Raw genomic sequence first — 16,598 nt, 5'->3', positions numbered from 1 at the left:
TTATGAAGAAATTTATAGCAGGTGCAGCATCACTGATGCTTTGTATGGGGCTGCACGCCCAGGATTTCAGAATCAATCCATCGGGATATTTTGAGAATGGCGGGGCCAATGTGATGGTGTTCAGTGACGTCTACCCTGAAGGACACCAGGGAGGACTGACCCTTGTTTTGAATGGAGACCGCAGGGCTGCCAATGGAGATGTGCGCTTTGAAATCTCGCAAGGGCAGTGGCAGGGATTGCCCAAGATGAGAAGCCGGGTGGTGGATGAGGCTGACAATGAAATCCGTGTCACATTGAGTTATCCGGATTCGGCCAAACACATGGCAGGCTTTAATCCGATGCTTTATCCGGATTTTGTTTTTGGCTATACCATTAAGGTCAAAGGCGAGAAGGATTATCTGGTATTGACCGTTGATTTAGACCAACCAGTGCCCGAGCGGTTTGCCGGCAAGTTGGGCTTTAATCTGGAATTGGTACCTTCCACTTTGCTGGGCAAGCCGTGGATTATGGACAACCGGACGGGAGTCTTTCCCCACCAGGCGATGGGGCCCACCATGAAACAGTCTTCCAATATGGAGTATATCGGAGATTTCAATCCTGACGGGAAAGCTGATTTGGACCAGTTGCTGTTGGATAGAAAGACTTATAACCCGATGATTGCCGATGATATCGTCTCTGCTCCTTTGGCCGCAGGGAAAAAGTTTGTACTCAATCCTCAGGATGATTTGGCAAAGATTACGATTGAAAGTGAGAAAGGAGACTTGTTGCTGTATGATGGAAGGATAAATCATAACAACGGTTGGTTTGTGCTCCGTTCGGAGTTCCCGGCAGGGACAAAGGAAGGTGCGGTGAAATGGATAATCCGTCCGACAGTCACTAAAGACTGGCGTTATGCACCGGTGGTGCAAGCCTCTCAAGTAGGTTACCATCCTGGACAGAAGAAAGTGGCTGTCATAGAGTTGGATAAACGGGATACAGACTTCAAGCAACCTGCCCTTTATCGCATTGCTGCCGATGGCAGGAAACTGGTAAAGCAGCAGGCTGCCAAGGATTGGGGAGATTTCCAACGCTACCACTATCTGCAGTTCGACTTCACGGAAGTGACGGAAGAAGGGCTCTATCAGGTAATGTACGGCGATGCTGCTTCTCCGGTGTTCCGCATTGCCAAAGATGTGTGGGACAAGGGTATCTGGCAGGCAGAGGTGGAATACTTCTTGCCGGTACAGATGTGCCACATGCGTGTGAACGAAAAATACCGTGTATGGCATGACTTCTGTCATCATGACGATGCACGTATGGCCAAAACCGATATCAACCATATAGACGGATATACTCAGGGAACCTCTACTCTTTGTAAGTACCAGCCGGGTGATTTGGTTCCAGGGCTGAATGTGGGTGGATGGCACGATGCAGGGGACTATGACTTGCGTGTGGAATCCCAGGCAGGCGAGGCCTATATACTTGCCATGGCTTGTGAGAACTTTGGTGCCTATTGGGACGAGACTTCCATAGATTTTGAAAAGAAGATAGTCGAGATTCACCAGCCGGATGGAAAGAATGACTTGTTGCAGCAGGTGGAAAACGGTGCTTTGACGATAGTGGCGGGTTGGAAGGCTCTGGGGCGTCTCTACAGAGGGATTCTGTGTCCTACCGTACGCCAGTATGCACACTTGGGTGATGCGTCGGCCCATACAGACCATGTCAGTGGGACTGCCGACGACCGCTGGGTGTTTACGGAGGACAACCCTGGTAGGGAACTTCAGGTGGCTGCCTGGCTGGCAGGTATTTCACGTGTCTTGAAGGGACATAACGATGCATTGAGAGCGGATTGTCTGGAGATAGCCCGTGAATTGTTCAGGATTACCCGCTGCGACAACAACCGGGTGCTGACAGCCAAGGTACATGCTGCCGTAGAACTTTATTTGGCGACAAAGGAAGTGGAGTACCGTGATTTCGTTTTGCAGCAGCAGGATTTCATCTGCAAGAATATCCGTCAGACGGGTTGGTTCATCGGACGTTTCGACAAAGCTGTGGGAAATGCACGTTTCAGCAAGGCTGTTCGCAAAGCACTGCCGGAGTTGCAGGCTATGTATCAGGAGTATAGCAGTAAAACTCCGTATGGGGTGCCGCATGACAGAGGTAACCGTTCTTCCGGTTCATGGGAACCCCAGCATCTGGGCTACAATTACTGTTACCTGCATGCTGCCTATCCTGACTTGTTTGCACCGGACTATATTTTCAATGCTGTCCAATACCTGCTCGGTATGCATCCGGGACGTAATCAGGCAGCGTTTGTAACGGGAGTCGGTGCCGAAACGATGAAAGCTGCCTATGGTGTCAACCGTGCCGACTGGTCTTATATTCCGGGTGGAGTGTCTCCGGGTACAAATCTGATTCGTCCCGACTTGCCCGAATTACTTCATTTCCCGTTCTTATGGCAGGAAGGTGAATACTGTTTGGGCGGACATGCTACGTGGTTTATGTATATGGTATTGGCATCTCAGAAAATATTGAATGGTAATGAACAGTAAAATAAAGGTAGATAAGTTTGTAATTGTAGCTTTTCTGCTCTGCATGGTCTGCACTATGGCCATGCAGGCAAAAGCTTATGACAATTTTAAGGTATCGGTCTATGTACGTGCCTACGAGGTAGACAAGATGAAGGACATCCATTGGCTGGATTCGACTTGGAATGTGATTTCACAACAGTTGGAAGTGGACAAGATTTATCTGGAAACACATCGTGATTTACTGATTGTGGATGACGCCACCCTGGAGCAAGCTAAGAAATTTTTCCATGACCGGGGAATAGAGACTGCCGGAGGAATTACCTACACCATCAACGAGGCAAACAGTTTCGAGACGTTCTGCTATTCCAATCCCGAGCATCGTGAGATGGTGCGAAAGATTGCAGAACATACGGCAAAGCACTTTGACGAGTTTATTCTGGATGACTTTTTCTTCACCAGTTGCAAGTCGGACATAGAGATAAAAGCCAAAGGTGCGCAGAGCTGGACGGAATACCGTTTGAAGCTGATGACTGAAGCCGGGCGCGACCTTGTGCTGAAACCTGCCAAGAAGGTGAATCCTCGTGTAAAGGTAATCATCAAGTATCCCAACTGGTACGACCATTTCCAAGGTTTGGGCTTTAATCTGGAGGAAGGTCCCCAACTCTTTGACGGTGTCTGGACGGGTACCGAAACAAGGGACCCTGCCGGCAACCAGCATCTGCAGAATTATCTAAGCTATAATATTATCCGCTATTTCGATAATCTGCGTCCGGGCTACAACGGTGGAGGATGGGTGGACTCCGGTGGACTGAATCTAGGCATGGACCGCTATGCTGAGCAGCTGCATCTGACCATGCTTGCCAAGGCTCCCGAAATCATTCTCTTTGCCTATAACCAGCTTCTGGGCGTGAAGTTGTCTCCCAGGTTCCGTACCCCTTGGCAGGGCATGGGCACCAGCTTTAATTATGATGAGATGACTGCCCCTATCCGGCAGAAGGACGGAACTTCCATAGAGCCTACCACCATGGCACGCATTGCGGATGTTGTATTGAAACAGACTGATAAACTGATAGGTAAGTTGGGTAACCCCATTGGCATCAAGTCCTACAAGCCTTTTCATGTGGCGGGTGATGATTTCTTGCAGAATTATCTGGGCATGATAGGTTTGCCGATGGATATACGTCCCGTTTTTCCGAAAGACCAACAAGTGGTGCTGCTGACTGCCCAGGCGGCTCAAGCTCCGGAGCTCATGACCGACATTAGGAAGCAATTGCAAAGCGGACGGGATGTGGTGATTACAAGCGGCTTGCTGAAAGCCATTCCTGAAAAAATTGCCGAAATAGCGGAATTGCGTTGTACCGATTTGAAAGCTCTTGTCAATGATTTTGGCCGATACGGACAAGCCGGACGCGATTTATTGATACCGCAGGTTCAGTATTATACGAATGATGCTTGGGAAGTAGTCAGTGCGGGCCGTCCGTTGACGGGAGGAGTATCGGGGTATCCTATTTTGTTGAGAGCTCCCTATGCCGCCGGCAATCTATATGTATTGACCATTCCCGATGATATGGGAAATTTATATGATTTTCCGGCAAAAGCCTTGAATGAGATTCGCCGCATTATGAGTAGGGATATGGATATCTATTTGGAGGCTCCCTCCAAAGTCGGATTGTTTGTGTATGACAATAAAACACTGGTGGTGGAGAACTTCAATGATGAACCGGTGGAAGTGCGTATTGTTACCGATGATGAGGTGACGAGGTTGGAAAATCTGGAGAATGGGGATATTCTGGCTCCCCTTCCTGCCGAACCCGTACAGAGCAGGCGTCCGGTGACACCAAAGAACTCTTTCCGTTTGTCATTACTGCCCCATTCGTATAAGGCTTTCCAATATAAATGACGGGTAAGAAGATTGTCGGATAGTTATTCGGAAGGGTAACGGGAGGTCGGTTCTACAATGGGCCGGCCTCCTTTGCTTCCAGTCATCCGTGAGAATGCTTGTGTTCTTTCAATATCCTGTGTGGCAGCGTCCCGTGCCCCAGCAACTCTATCGGGCAGTTGAAGTTGCGTTCCAGCCATTCTTCCGTAACGCCGGTATCGGGATGGTAGTCCAGGGTTTCGTTGACGCAGGCAATGGACTTGACTTGCTGCAACACCGTGCCGATGTCGTGGCTGACGAGAATAATGGCGCAATCCTTGTTTATCTCTGCCAGCAGTTCGTAGAGGCGGGCTTCGAAACGCTTGTCGATGTATGTGCTGGGTTCGTCGAGAATCACCACCTGCGGGTCGGAGATGATGGCACGGCCCAGGAGGGCACGTTGCAACTGTCCGCCGCTTAGGGCGCCGATGGCACGCTGCTCCATGCCTTCCAGCCCCATGCGGGCTATCACGGCAGAGGCTTTCTCGCGGTGCCGGGCGGTGAAGCGTGAAGCCAGCGGCTTCTTGCTGCTGAGTCCTGAAAGGATGACCTCCTCTACGGTGATGGGAAATTTCCGGTCGATGCTGCTGTATTGGGGCAAGTAACCCATGGATAATTGACAATTGACAGTTGATAATTGGCAATTGGCAATTTCGGAGGGGGATGGGGGGCAGGAGTGGTATAGAATCTCCCCGGCAGTGGGTTTCAGCAGTCCCAGTATACATTTGATAAGGGTAGTCTTTCCACCGCCGTTGGGGCCGATGATGCCCAGAAAATCACGTTCGTAGATAATAAGGTTTATATCATGCAGTACGGTCCGGTTATCGTATCCGGCGCTGAGGTTCTTTATCTCTATAATGGGGGATGCAGGCATAGCTTCTTCTTCGTTAAATGGACAGAATCATCGTTTACTCTTTTACAAGCGCTCTGGCGGTATTCATCATCTCCTCCTTCCAGTCGTATGAGAGGGGATTGATAGCCACCACCCGGGTTCCGGTCTGCTGGGCGATAAGGTCGGCATTGCGGCGGTCGAATTCCGGCTGTACAAAGATGATGCGTACCTTCTCCTTCTTGCAGGAGTTTATCAGGTTCTTCAGATGGGTGGGAGAGGGTTCCTTTCCACCGGCTTCGATAGGAATCTGGTGCAGGTTGTAGTCGCGGGCAAAGTAGGAAAGTGCCGGATGATAAATCATGAAGGCACGGTCGGCATTCGGACTGGAAAGCATCTGGCAGATGAGGCTGTCCGTATGCTCTATCCGCCGGATGAGTGCGTTGTAACGTTCCATGTAGGCGTTTTCATTGGCTTTGTCTATGGTGCAGAGTGCATTCAGAATGTTCCCGGCAATGATTTGGGCGTTGATGGTGGAGTTCCAGATGTGGGGTTCCACACCACCGGCGTGCGTATGGCCTTCGTGTACATGTCCGTCTTTATGGTGATGCGCATGGGTCTCGTCCAGAATAAGTTCCACATTCTCGGACATGTCGAAGAATTGCAGGTGGGGAGCATTGTCCGTCAGTTTTTCCGTCCATGTCTGTTCGAAACCGATGTAGCCGATGCGGAAATAGGCCTTACTTTGCGCGAGGTCGACGAGCTGCTGGGGCGTGGGGTCGTAGGTTTCCGGACTTGAACCTTTGGGCACCATGCTGACGACGGTGAATTCATCGCCGGCAATGGCTTCGGTGAAATACCGCAGCGGCTCGATGGTGACGGTAATCACGGGTTTATCGTCATTCTTCTTGTTCTGTTGGCCTCCTTGCTTGCACGAGAAGAGCAAGGTGGCTATGAGGAGTAAAAAACAAAACTTTTTCATTTACAATTTACTATTTACAATTTACAATTTGGCTGCGCTGTGGCAGGGGGCATCAACTATTCATTATCAACTATTCCTTATCCATTATCACTTCCTCTTTCCTTCCCCTCAGTATCTCCCGTTTCCCTCCGGGGGGACCTGGGAGACGCTCTACCTTGAATCCTATGGCTTGCAGCATGCGACGTACTACTCCTTTGGCGCAGTAGGTGGTCAGCACGCCATCAGTGCTCATGGCGGCATGGATATTCCGGAAGACTTTTTCCTCCCACATTCCCGGTTGCTTTTCGGGTGCAAAGGCATCGAAGTAGACAACATCAAACGGAGATTTGTTAATCATTAACAAACTGTCAATGTTTATTGTTTCGACATCTGCCTGCACTTTTCTCAGTGTGAAATAAGGAGTTATGGCAACTTCTTCTTCCCACGCAGCCCGATGCAGTTCCTCGAACAGAGGATTGTCGCTATATTTTAGCGCATCCACCTCCGGCCATGCAAGCGGATAGAGTTCAATACCGATATAGTGCACAGGTCTCTTTTCCTTTTCGGCAGTTTCCAGTGTAAGCAGGGCATTCAGTCCGGTGCCGAAACCGATTTCAAGGATATGCGGGCGGGCAGTAGCGGATGCTTTCAGTCCCATGTCGATGAAGATGTGCTGTGACTCTGTACGTGCCCCCTTTACCGAATGATAATGTTCATTCAGTTCCGGTACAAACAGTGTCGCACTTCCGTCTTCCGTCTTCTCTATGATTCGTTGCATCACTTCTGCTTTTGTTGAATGTTTTTATTTAGTTTAATTCTCTGTGATTCAGCGTGTTGTTGCGCCTATATATCCAGCGTGCTGCATCTATACATCCAGCACGTTGCATCTATACATCCAACGCGTTGTATCTATACATCTATTGCTCAAACTCACTACATGTCAATAATTCATCATCGAAATGGCTCCTTGTAGTGCCCACAGCATAGCTATGTAGCGCACCAGTTTCCCTGCAAACATGGACGTGGTGGTCAGCATCAGATTACTGCGCATGAAGCCCAGTGCAATGGCTATAGCCTCTCCCACAAAAGGCAGAAAGGCGAAGAAAGCCATCAGTGCCCCTTTCCCTTGGAGGAAATGCTGCATCCGTTCTATCTTTTCCCTTTTTACCTTGAAATATTTCTCAATCCAGTCTATACGTCCCAGACGTCCCATGTAGTAGCACGTCATGCCTCCCAGCGTATTTCCCAAGGTGGCGGAGAGTACGCACAGTGCCGGGCTCAGACCGACCTTGACCAGTGCTACCATCACTATCTCGGAACTGAACGGAATGATGCTTCCTGCCAATAGGGCAGAGATGAACAGACCGACATATCCCCAGTCAATCAGCAGCTGTACGAGTGTATCTACAAAAGCGTCCATATATTGAATCCTAATAGAATGAATAATCCGATAAATGCACAAATGAAGAATATATTGGAACTGCGGCTATTTGTCAGTACAAACAAGTGTCCCGCCAGGATGCTGACACCGATGAGCAGGAAGGACATCAGGTGGACACTCAATGCCGGTTGCAGTCCGATATAGACAAAGATGCAGAAATTCAGCAGGATGAGGAAGTGTAGATAGCTCCGGGTGCGTATCTTGTCTTCATAGCCGGCAATGAGACAGTGTGCCGCGCTGACGATGAACAGAACAAGGAGATACCCAAGGGTGGCGAGTTTCCACGGCTGATAGTCGAACCGGATGGGAGCGAAGGTCACCAGCTCGCGGAAGGGCTGGCAGAAGAGTTCCATTTGCCCGTAGTAGAGGGCGTGTCCCAGCAACAGCCAGTAGGGTACGCTCCATCCTACCAAGGAAGCAAAGAAACTTTTGGGTTGGAGAGACTGGAAGTTGTAGGCGCCTATCCAGAAGATAGGGACAAACAGCATGAGCTGCGGAAAAAGCAGGCTGCCCAGTCCGATGAAGACAAAGGCGTGGAAGAGACTGCCCGTGGGCCGTGCCTGCTGGTAGCTCCTGAAGAGGAAAAACAGTGCCACCAGGAAGGAGGCGGATGCCAAGTCTCCCGCATACAGCATGTGCAGGCCGGGGCAGACGGATATCAGCAGGAAGTAGACAGAAGTCTGTACCGATGCCCGCATCCGGATGATGGCGAACGTATTGTTGAGCTGTATCAGGAAATACCCGATGACGGCATACAGAATAAAGCTGAAGAGACGGTTTGCCCAGGTGGGGATGCAGAAGTCGCAGAATGTTTCCCAAAGGGAATATCCGCTTTGCTGTGTCTCCGTCTCGGGCAACAGAACGGCAGTCAGTATCCAGCAGGATACTGAAATCAAGATAGCGGCGGGTAGTGTGAACCGCCCTGCCGTTATCCGGTTCTGGAATCTCTTCGTTCTCATTTATAAATCAAATCCTATATCTCTTCTGAAATATTTCTTCTCGAAGTCTATCATGTCGGCCACGCGGTAGCTCTTCTGCAAGGCTTCTTCCTTCGTTTCACCATAGGAGCAGACGGCGATGACACGGCCACCGGCGGTTACGGTCTGTCCGTCTTTGGTGGCTGTTCCGGCATGGAAGAGGATGCTGTCTGTTTCGGCAGCCTTCTCGAATCCGGTCATCACCTTGCCCTTTTCGTAGGCTTCCGGATATCCTCCGCTCACCAGCATGACGCAAGCGGCTGTGCGTGGGTCGAATTCCAGTGTACGCTGGTCGAGGTCGCCCTGGGCAACGCCTTCGAGCAGGTCTACCAGGTCGCTCTTGATGCGCAGCATCACACTTTCGGTTTCGGGGTCGCCCATGCGGACGTTGTATTCAATGACCATCGGTTCGCCCTTCACGTTGATAAGTCCCAGGAAGATGAAGCCTTGATAGCCGATTTCTTCTTCCAGCAGCCCGTTTACGGTAGGTTCGATGATGCGGGTGCGTACTTTTTCCATAAATGTTTCGTCGGCAAAAGGTACGGGAGTAACACTGCCCATACCGCCGGTGTTGAGGCCTTTGTCGCCTTCGCCGATACGCTTGTAATCTTTGGCTACGGGCAATACCTTATAGTGGCGGCCGTCTGTCATCACGAATACGGAACACTCGATGCCGCTGAGGAACTCTTCAATGACTACCGTGGCGCTGGCATCGCCGAACATGCCGCCCAGCATTTCCTTCAGCTCTTTCTGAGCTTCTTCCAGTGTGGGGAGAATCAGCACGCCCTTGCCTGCACAGAGTCCGTCGGCCTTCAGTACGTAAGGCGCTTCGAGGGTTGCGAGGAAATCGAGTCCTTCTTGTAAGTTGTCGGCGGTGATGCTCTTGTAGCGGGCAGTGGGGATGTTGTGGCGCATCATGAAACCTTTGGCAAATTCCTTGCTACCTTCCAGTGTGGCACCTTTGGCGGTGGGGCCGATGATGTCGATATGGCAAGTGGCAGGGTCTTCCTTGAAACTGTCGAAGATGCCTTGTACCAGCGGGTCTTCTGGGCCCACAACAATCATGTCGATTTCTTTCTCAAGGGCAAAAGCCTTGAGTGCGGGAAAGTCTGTCGCCTTCAGGTTCACATTCTCGCCTGCTTCGCTTGTACCTGCATTGCCGGGAGCAATATATAGTTTCTCTACTTTCGGGCTTTGGGCAATCTTCCATGCCAGAGCGTGTTCGCGGCCACCGGAGCCTAATAATAATATTTTCATGGAGTTATAAATTATGAGTTATAAGTTATAAGTGATTAGTGCTTAGGGATTGGCGGTTAGTGAACTCTTAATGTTTCCCGTCGTATAGCATGATGTGCAAATCCTTAATCCCTAATCCTTTCTATAAATAATCTTCAAAGTACCTGGTTATCTTCTCGTGCAGATGCACACGGTCGCGTCCCAGGACGTTGTGCTTGTGCGTGGGATAGATAAACAAATCGGGATAGGTACGGGCATCCACGCACGCCTTCATGAATGAAAGGGTGTGCTGCGGCACGCAGGTGTCGTCGTGGTCGTCGTGTATGATGAGCAGATGTCCTTTCAAGTTACCGGCAAGGTTTTTCAGGTTCGTCTGCTTGTAGCCTTCCGGGTTCGTCTGCGGAGTGTCCATATAACGTTCACCGTACATTATCTCATAGTATGCCCAGTCGATGACGGGTCCGCCGGCAACACCTACCTTGAAAATTTCGGGATAGCGCAGCATCAGCGCCGTAGTCATGTGTCCTCCGAAGCTCCAGCCGTGCACGCCGATACGCTCTCCGTCCACATAAGGCTGGCTTTTCAGGAATTCTACGCCCTTCACCTGGTCTTTGCCCTCTTCGATGCCCAGCTGGCGGAAGGTGGCGTTTTCAAACTCCAGTCCACGGTTGCTGCTGCCACGGTTGTCGAGGCTGAAAATGATGTAGCCTTTGTTTGCCATGTAGATGTCCCAGCCGCGGGCATCGTTCATCCAGCCGTTCGTTATCATCTGGGCGTGCGGGCCGCCGTATACGTAGACGATGGCGGGATACTTCTTTGCCGGGTCGAAGTCGGCAGGCTTTATCAGGCGGTAGTACAAGTCTGTCTTGCCGTCTGCGGCTTTGATGGTGCCTACTTCTATGCTGGGCATTTCAAAGCCTTCGTAGGGGTTCTTGGCTGTCAGCAGTGTGTGTTCCCGTTGTTTCTTCGGGTTGGTGGACATCAGTTTTATGATACGGGGGCAAGTGGGCGAAGAGGCATTGTCGATGAGGTAAGTTCCCATGAAACCGGAGATTTGTGCCGAGTGCACGCCGGTTGGGTCTCCTATCAGGCTGCGTTTGCCATTCTTCAGGTTGACAGCGTAAAGGTTGCTCTGCAAAGGAGAGATTTCCGTACTCTTGATGATGAGCTCTTTCGTGTTCCGGTTAAAACCTACGATGTCTTGTACAAGCCAGGGGCCGGAGGTGAGTTGCTTCAACAGTTCCCCTTCCGTATTGTATAGGTACAGATGGTTGAAGCCGTCACGCTGGCTTTGATAGATGAACTTGTAGCTGTCCCATGGCAGGAATAGAATGGGAGATTGCGGCTCCACATATTTGGGATGTCTCTCTTCGATGAGCACTTGTTGCAGCTTTCCGCTTTCAGCATCGTACTGGCACAGTTTGGAGTGGTTCTGGTCTCGGTTTAGCTCTATCAGATAGAGGCTTTTGCCATCCGGTGCCCAGGTGATGTTGGTGAAGTAGCGGTCTTTTGGGTCGCCCATGTCCAGGTAGATGGTCTTTTGAGTAGCCGGATTGTAGATACCTACCTTTACCTGATGGCTGAGCATGCCGGCCATGGGGTAGCGTATTTTATCCACCAGTGCTATTCTTGTCGTGATGTCAACCAATGGATAGGGGGTGACCATGCTTTCGTTCATTCGATAAAAGGCCAGCAGGTCCCCGGCAGGATTCCAGAAAGTGCCTTTTGAAATGCCGAATTCATTGCGGTGCACACTTTGTCCGCAGACGATACCTTCCGGTTCGTTGGTGACTTTCAGGGTTTGCCCGTCACTGGTCATCACATAGAGATTATTGCCGATAGTATAAGCCAAATGGCGGCTTACCTCGTTCCAATCCTCATTTGCGGCTTGGGCGGGGCAAGGCTGGCTCCAGATGACTTTTTTCTTCTTCCAGTCGACGAGGGCACGGTACTTGCCGGTGTTCAGCAGCAGGAGTGGGTCTATTTGGACTTGAATACCCTGATTGACGCCTCGGGGTACGTTGACAGCCTTTGCAGCATGAAAGTGACGCAGTTTTCCAAGTCCTTTTTCTTCCAGCAGCGCGTTGGCTTCTTCCAATGTGATGGCAGTGAATTTCTCTCCGGGCTTGGCACCTAATCCTTTGACAGCCCATGTACCTTCTATATTGTCGATGCCAAGTTCCAGACAAGCGGCATCGCCCCACCACTGGTACCACTTGTTTTCGGCAGTATGGTAGGTTTCACCTCCGGGAATAAGGTCTTCCAGGGTCGGCTTTTTCAGTTCTTGTGCCATGACGTTTGTTGTAAACAGAGCAGGCACTGCCATCAGCAGTGCAAGAATGCTCTTACTTATTTTCTTTGCATTCATTCTCCTTGTCATTGTTCGTGTTATTCTTCTTCCTTCTTTCCCGCCTCTCTTCTTTTTCTTTCCGGGTAAGACTCACCCGACTTTGTTCTGCGTTCTCCACCGAATTCGCGTCTTTCCCTCGGTCTGAATTCCCGTTTTTCCCCGTCTTTGAACTCTCTTCTTTCACGCGGACGGAATTCTCGCTTTTCGCCGTCCTTGAATTCTCTTGGTCTGCGTTCACCGTTGAATTCGCGTCTTTCGCCACTGAATTCACGTCTCTCTCCACTGAATCGGGGACGGAATTCGCGTCTTTCTCCGGGTTTGAACTCTTTCCTTTCTCCTGAAGCCGGACGAAATTCTTTGCGCTCCTTGCTCAACTCCTCGCCTTCGGCACGGAATTCCTTGTACTTTCCGTCGAAGATTTCGTACTGGCGGAATTCACATTCCAGTGCACCGTTGAATAAAGGTATCTTGGAGGTGGCTTTTAGCCCGATTTGGTCGAAGCACTCTTCGCGGTAAGATAGAACCCATGCAGTGTTGCCCGTAAAGGCGTGTTTCAGACGCTCGCCAATCATGGAGTAAAGTCCCAGCAGGTCGTTGGTAGAGATACGCTCCCCGTAGGGTGGGTTGGTGATGATGATGGATTTCTCCGCAGGTTGCTCGAATTGCTGGAAGGGTTGCAGCTTCAATACTACATCCTTGCTTACGCCGGCAGCCTTTATATTGTGTGTGGCAATTTCGTTTGCCTTCGGGCTGTTGTCGTAACCGTAAATCTTATGTGTGAATTCGCGTTCCTGACTGTCGTCATTGTATATCGTGTCGAACAGCTCTTGGTCAAAATCCACCCACTTCTCGAAAGCGAACTCCTTGCGGAATACGCCCGGAGCGATGTTGCGTGCAATCAGCGCCGCTTCGATGGGAATGGTTCCCGAACCACACATCGGGTCTATCAGGTCGCATTCGCCACGCCAGCCAGTCATCAATATCATGCCGGCGGCCAGCACCTCGTTCAGCGGGGCCTCTACTGCTTCCTGGCGATAACCGCGGCGGTGCAGCGATTCGCCGCTGGAGTCGAGAGACAGCGTACATTTGGTTTCGGCAATGTGTATGTTCAGCAGCACGTCCGGTTTGTTGACACGCACGCCGGGACGTTCGCCGGTCTTCTCGCGGAAATAGTCTACGATGGCATCCTTCACCTTGTAGGAAACGAACTTGGAATGACGGAACTCTTCACTGAATACAACCGCGTCCACGGCAAAGGTCTTGTCCGTATCCAGATAGTCTTCCCATCGGATGGCTTTAATCTGTTCGTAAACCTCGTCGGCATCCTTGGCTGTAAAGTGTTTGATGGGTTTCAGTATCCGGATGGCTGTACGCAGGCAGAAGTTGGCTTTGTACATCATTTCCTTATCACCACTGAAAGATACCATGCGGCGGCCTATTTCTATTTCGTTGGCGCCCAGTGCAGTCAGCTCTTGTGCCAGTACCTCTTCCAGTCCTTGGAAGGTTTTGGCAATCATTTCAAAAGATTGTTCGCTCATCTATTTATTTACTATTTTACTGTTTTTATTCTATTGTTTATCAGTAATTTGCCTCCCGTTTGTTAGGCACTGGCGTCTGTTGGCTCAGACACCGGTGTTTGTTGTGTTGGACACTTGTGTCTGACGTGACAGACACAAGTGCCTGACAAATGCAGCAATATTGCCTTTTAAACGAGGTTTGAGGCTTCTCATTTCTTCGCCTTTGTCTGTACAATTCTCGCTCCTGCCGGAACATCCTCCGTCACCCAGATATTGCCGCCCACAGTGGCTCCTTGTCCGATGGTGATGCGTCCCAATATGGTGGCGTTGGAATAGACTATCACATTGTCTTCCAGAATGGGATGGCGGGGAATACCCTTGATGGGCTTGCCGTCTTCGTCCAGCGGGAAGCTCTTGGCACCGAGGGTCACACCCTGGTACAGCTTTACGTTGTTGCCGATGATGCAGGTCTCGCCGATTACCACACCCGTACCATGGTCGATGGTAAAATAACCGCCTATTTCCGCTCCCGGATGGATATCGATTCCTGTTTCACTATGCGCCATCTCGGTGATGATGCGGGGAATGAGGGGGACACCCAACTTGAGCAGTTCGTGTGCAATGCGGTAGTTGCTGATGGCTCGGATGGCCGGATAACAGCTGATGACTTCGCCGAACGACTGTGCGGCGGGGTCACCATTGTAGGCAGCCTCCACATCTGTGGCAAGCACCCGTCTCATGGCCGGCAGGTTGCTGATGAATTTGGCAGCCAATAAAGCGGCTTCTTCCCGTTGGAGCTCGGTACAACAATTGCATTCGCCATCGCCTGCAAAGCAGAGTCCGGCAAGGATTTGTTCGGTCAGCAGGTCGAACAAGCGCTCCACGTTGACACCGATATGGTAAGTCACCGTGCGGCTGTTGACCGTGGAATTTCCGAAATATCCGGGGAAGATGATGGCCCGCGCCAGTTCGATGATGTCGCGCAGCGCTTTTGCCGAAGGCAGCGGATTGCCGTCCGTATGCTGGTGAAACAATCCCTTGTATGATTCGCTTTCCGATAGCTCATCGACTGCTTGTGTCAAAATGTGGGTAAAGTTGAGTGGACTCATTATGATATCCTTAAGTTTAAAAGTGGAGGCAAAGATAGGAAATACTCGTCAAATATCCTACATATCCCTCATTTATAGTACATATTTACCATATTTGTGGTATTTCCCACGAACCGATTTTGCGCTACTTTTGTCTTGTAAGAAATAACGTACCTCATTCCACTCCGGATTGTTAGTCTTTTCCCTTAGGGGGAATGAGGGTTTTTAAAACAGTTGGATTATGAAGAAGATAGCAGAACGCCTTACCGACCTGGTAGGCAACACTCCCTTGTTGGAGTTGAATAATTATAACAAGAATAAAAGTTTGAAAGCCCGTGTTATCGCCAAATTGGAATATTTTAACCCTGCCGGTAGCGTGAAGGACCGCGTGGCGCTTGCCATGATAGAAGATGCCGAGGCAAAAGGGCTGTTGAAGCCCGGTGCCACCCTCATCGAACCTACCAGTGGCAATACGGGCATAGGGCTGGCTTTTGTAGCCGCCGCCAAAGGTTACAAGCTGATACTGACAATGCCCGACACAATGAGTCTGGAGCGCCGCAACCTCTTGAAAGCTCTCGGTGCGGAACTGGTGCTGACTCCGGGTGTTGACGGTATGAAAGGCGCCATAGCCCGTGCCGAGGAACTGAAGGCCGCCAACCCCGGTTCGTTGATTTTGCAGCAATTCGATAATCCTGCCAATCCGGCAATGCACGAGCGTACTACGGGACAGGAAATCTGGCGTGATACGGACGGTCGGGTGGATATTTTTGTGGCAGGTGTAGGTACGGGAGGCACGGTGAGCGGAGTGGGCGCAGCCTTGAAAGCCAATAACCCGAAGGTAAGGATTGTGGCTGTGGAGCCCGAAGATTCTCCCGTACTTTCCGGCGGAAAGCCCGGTCCCCATAAAATACAAGGTATCGGTGCGGGATTTGTGCCGAAGAACTATAACAGTGCCGTGATAGACGAAGTGCTGCAGGTATCCAATGATGATGCCATCCGTACGGGTCGCGAACTGGCGAAGTATGAGGGATTGCTGGTCGGCATCTCTTCGGGGGCTGCCGTTGCTGCGGTTGCCCGCCTGGCAAGGTTGCCCGAAAATGAGGGCAAGACGATTGTCGCGCTGCTGCCCGATACGGGAGAACGGTATCTTTCGACGCTGTTGTATGCGTTTGAGGAATACCCATTGTAAGAGCAAACATTTCTGCCGGTTATCCGCTCCATCAATGTGGAGCAGGTAGCTGGCAGATGGTATTTATAGTTCGCTTGGTCTTAACCCGAACGACCGGCAGCTCATTTTCTCTACTTTCACTTCCCATATCTTGACATTGCGTACGGCAGGTTCGGCATATTTGCATTCATTCTCCGTGTATTGCTTCATCAGCATGTCGAGTACGCGTCGCTTCTCTTCCATGTCTTCCACGAAGTGTACTTTTCCATGGCAGATGACACTGCGCGACTTCATGCTATAGCTGCATGCCACTTGCCGGTGCATATAGACCAGTTCGTGTCCTTCGCAGAAGGTGATGCAAACTTGCGGGTGCTTTGTTATCATCTCCACTTTACTACCTTCCGGGCCGGAATGCAAGTATATCACTCCGTCTTGATAGGCAAAGTTCATGGGAACCGCATATGGGTTTCCTTCAAGGTCTGTGATGCCCACTATGCAATATGGACATTTGCGGATAATTTCCTCAATCTGTGTAGGGTCCGTAATAGTAATCGTCTTCATCGTGCAGGTCTCATCCCCGGTCTCTCTCTGAAAGAAAGGGAT

13 protein-coding genes are annotated in these 16,598 nt (G+C 50.6%); 3 read left to right on the top strand and 10 right to left on the bottom strand.

The genetic code is table 11. The features are described from left to right. The first annotated feature begins 2 nt into the window (after window positions 1-2). Both JXR92_RS03655 and JXR92_RS03650 read left to right on the top strand, forming a co-directional pair. Complete coding sequence (locus JXR92_RS03655; RefSeq protein WP_138346110.1) at window positions 3-2,531, top strand: glycoside hydrolase family 9 protein; 2,529 nt, start codon at window positions 3-5, stop codon at window positions 2,529-2,531. Further along, window positions 2,521-4,410: a hypothetical protein gene (locus tag JXR92_RS03650; protein ID WP_171030460.1), complete on the top strand. Its 1,890-nt coding sequence runs from the start codon at window positions 2,521-2,523 to the stop codon at window positions 4,408-4,410. The genes JXR92_RS03655 and JXR92_RS03650 overlap by 11 nt, the downstream gene beginning before the upstream one ends. Before the next feature lie 82 nt (window positions 4,411-4,492). Here the strand turns inward: JXR92_RS03650 and JXR92_RS03645 are convergent, their stop codons facing one another. The 9 genes from JXR92_RS03645 to epsC all read right to left on the bottom strand — a co-directional run bounded on the left by JXR92_RS03645 (window position 4,493) and on the right by epsC (window position 14,848). After that, the gene (locus tag JXR92_RS03645; RefSeq protein WP_138346108.1) at window positions 4,493-5,302 is read right to left on the bottom strand and encodes a metal ABC transporter ATP-binding protein; all 810 of its coding nucleotides are present in this window, start codon (window positions 5,300-5,302) and stop codon (window positions 4,493-4,495) included. A 34-nt stretch (window positions 5,303-5,336) separates the two neighbouring features. After that, window positions 5,337-6,239 (bottom strand): metal ABC transporter solute-binding protein, Zn/Mn family, encoded by a 903-nt coding sequence (locus JXR92_RS03640; RefSeq protein WP_138346106.1) that lies wholly within the window; start codon window positions 6,237-6,239, stop codon window positions 5,337-5,339. A 70-nt stretch (window positions 6,240-6,309) separates the two neighbouring features. Continuing rightward, window positions 6,310-6,996 carry a tRNA (5-methylaminomethyl-2-thiouridine)(34)-methyltransferase MnmC2 gene (gene mnmC2 / locus JXR92_RS03635; RefSeq protein WP_138346104.1) on the bottom strand — a complete coding sequence of 229 codons (687 nt, stop codon included), beginning with the start codon at window positions 6,994-6,996 and terminating at the stop codon, window positions 6,310-6,312. Between the two features lie 162 nt (window positions 6,997-7,158). Next, window positions 7,159-7,638 carry a YqaA family protein gene (locus JXR92_RS03630; protein WP_005830979.1) on the bottom strand — a complete coding sequence of 160 codons (480 nt, stop codon included), beginning with the start codon at window positions 7,636-7,638 and terminating at the stop codon, window positions 7,159-7,161. Further along, on the bottom strand, window positions 7,623-8,618 hold the full coding sequence (locus JXR92_RS03625) for a hypothetical protein (protein ID WP_206897488.1): 996 nt from the start codon (window positions 8,616-8,618) through the stop codon (window positions 7,623-7,625). The genes JXR92_RS03630 and JXR92_RS03625 overlap by 16 nt, the downstream gene beginning before the upstream one ends. Continuing rightward, complete coding sequence (purD, locus tag JXR92_RS03620; protein ID WP_131225625.1) at window positions 8,619-9,893, bottom strand: phosphoribosylamine--glycine ligase; 1,275 nt, start codon at window positions 9,891-9,893, stop codon at window positions 8,619-8,621. It lies immediately after the preceding gene. Window positions 9,894-10,014: 121 nt separating this feature from the next. Continuing rightward, window positions 10,015-12,240 (bottom strand): S9 family peptidase, encoded by a 2,226-nt coding sequence (locus JXR92_RS03615; protein WP_138346102.1) that lies wholly within the window; start codon window positions 12,238-12,240, stop codon window positions 10,015-10,017. Window positions 12,241-12,260: 20 nt separating this feature from the next. Then, window positions 12,261-13,760, bottom strand: a complete 1,500-nt coding sequence (locus JXR92_RS03610) for a THUMP domain-containing protein (RefSeq protein ID WP_138346100.1) — start codon at window positions 13,758-13,760, stop codon at window positions 12,261-12,263. 188 nt (window positions 13,761-13,948) lie between these two features. Then, a complete protein-coding gene (epsC, locus tag JXR92_RS03605) occupies window positions 13,949-14,848 on the bottom strand; it encodes a serine O-acetyltransferase EpsC (RefSeq protein ID WP_117601067.1) in 900 nt (299 codons plus the stop codon). A gap of 220 nt (window positions 14,849-15,068) precedes the next feature. Between epsC and cysK the strand changes: the two genes are divergently transcribed. Continuing rightward, window positions 15,069-16,016, top strand: a complete 948-nt coding sequence (gene cysK / locus JXR92_RS03600; RefSeq protein ID WP_117601068.1) for a cysteine synthase A — start codon at window positions 15,069-15,071, stop codon at window positions 16,014-16,016. Between the two features lie 63 nt (window positions 16,017-16,079). Here cysK and JXR92_RS03595 read toward each other — a convergent pair whose 3' ends face one another. Further along, window positions 16,080-16,556 (bottom strand): pyridoxamine 5'-phosphate oxidase family protein, encoded by a 477-nt coding sequence (locus tag JXR92_RS03595; protein WP_117601069.1) that lies wholly within the window; start codon window positions 16,554-16,556, stop codon window positions 16,080-16,082. Window positions 16,557-16,598 lie beyond the last annotated feature (42 nt).

The organism is Bacteroides parvus (assembly GCF_017309675.2).
Classification (GTDB): Bacteria; Bacteroidota; Bacteroidia; order Bacteroidales; family Bacteroidaceae; genus Bacteroides; species Bacteroides uniformis.
Note: the sequence above shows the minus strand (reverse complement) of the source record. Positions and strands in the feature narration are given on the sequence as shown.

Bases quoted from the DNA above. Each gene is read 5' to 3' on its own strand.
- JXR92_RS03655 (WP_138346110.1), top strand. From the start codon at position 3: ATGAAGAAATTTATAGCAGGTGCAGCATCACTGATGCTTTGTATGGGG.
- JXR92_RS03650 (WP_171030460.1), top strand. From the start codon at position 2,521: ATGAACAGTAAAATAAAGGTAGATAAGTTTGTAATTGTAGCTTTTCTG.
- JXR92_RS03645 (WP_138346108.1), bottom strand. From the start codon at position 5,302: ATGCCTGCATCCCCCATTATAGAGATAAAGAACCTCAGCGCCGGATAC.
- JXR92_RS03640 (WP_138346106.1), bottom strand. From the start codon at position 6,239: ATGAAAAAGTTTTGTTTTTTACTCCTCATAGCCACCTTGCTCTTCTCG.
- mnmC2 (WP_138346104.1), bottom strand. From the start codon at position 6,996: ATGCAACGAATCATAGAGAAGACGGAAGACGGAAGTGCGACACTGTTT.
- JXR92_RS03630 (WP_005830979.1), bottom strand. From the start codon at position 7,638: ATGGACGCTTTTGTAGATACACTCGTACAGCTGCTGATTGACTGGGGA.
- JXR92_RS03625 (WP_206897488.1), bottom strand. From the start codon at position 8,618: ATGAGAACGAAGAGATTCCAGAACCGGATAACGGCAGGGCGGTTCACA.
- purD (WP_131225625.1), bottom strand. From the start codon at position 9,893: ATGAAAATATTATTATTAGGCTCCGGTGGCCGCGAACACGCTCTGGCA.
- JXR92_RS03615 (WP_138346102.1), bottom strand. From the start codon at position 12,240: ATGAATGCAAAGAAAATAAGTAAGAGCATTCTTGCACTGCTGATGGCA.
- JXR92_RS03610 (WP_138346100.1), bottom strand. From the start codon at position 13,760: ATGAGCGAACAATCTTTTGAAATGATTGCCAAAACCTTCCAAGGACTG.
- epsC (WP_117601067.1), bottom strand. From the start codon at position 14,848: ATGAGTCCACTCAACTTTACCCACATTTTGACACAAGCAGTCGATGAG.
- cysK (WP_117601068.1), top strand. From the start codon at position 15,069: ATGAAGAAGATAGCAGAACGCCTTACCGACCTGGTAGGCAACACTCCC.
- JXR92_RS03595 (WP_117601069.1), bottom strand. From the start codon at position 16,556: ATGAAGACGATTACTATTACGGACCCTACACAGATTGAGGAAATTATC.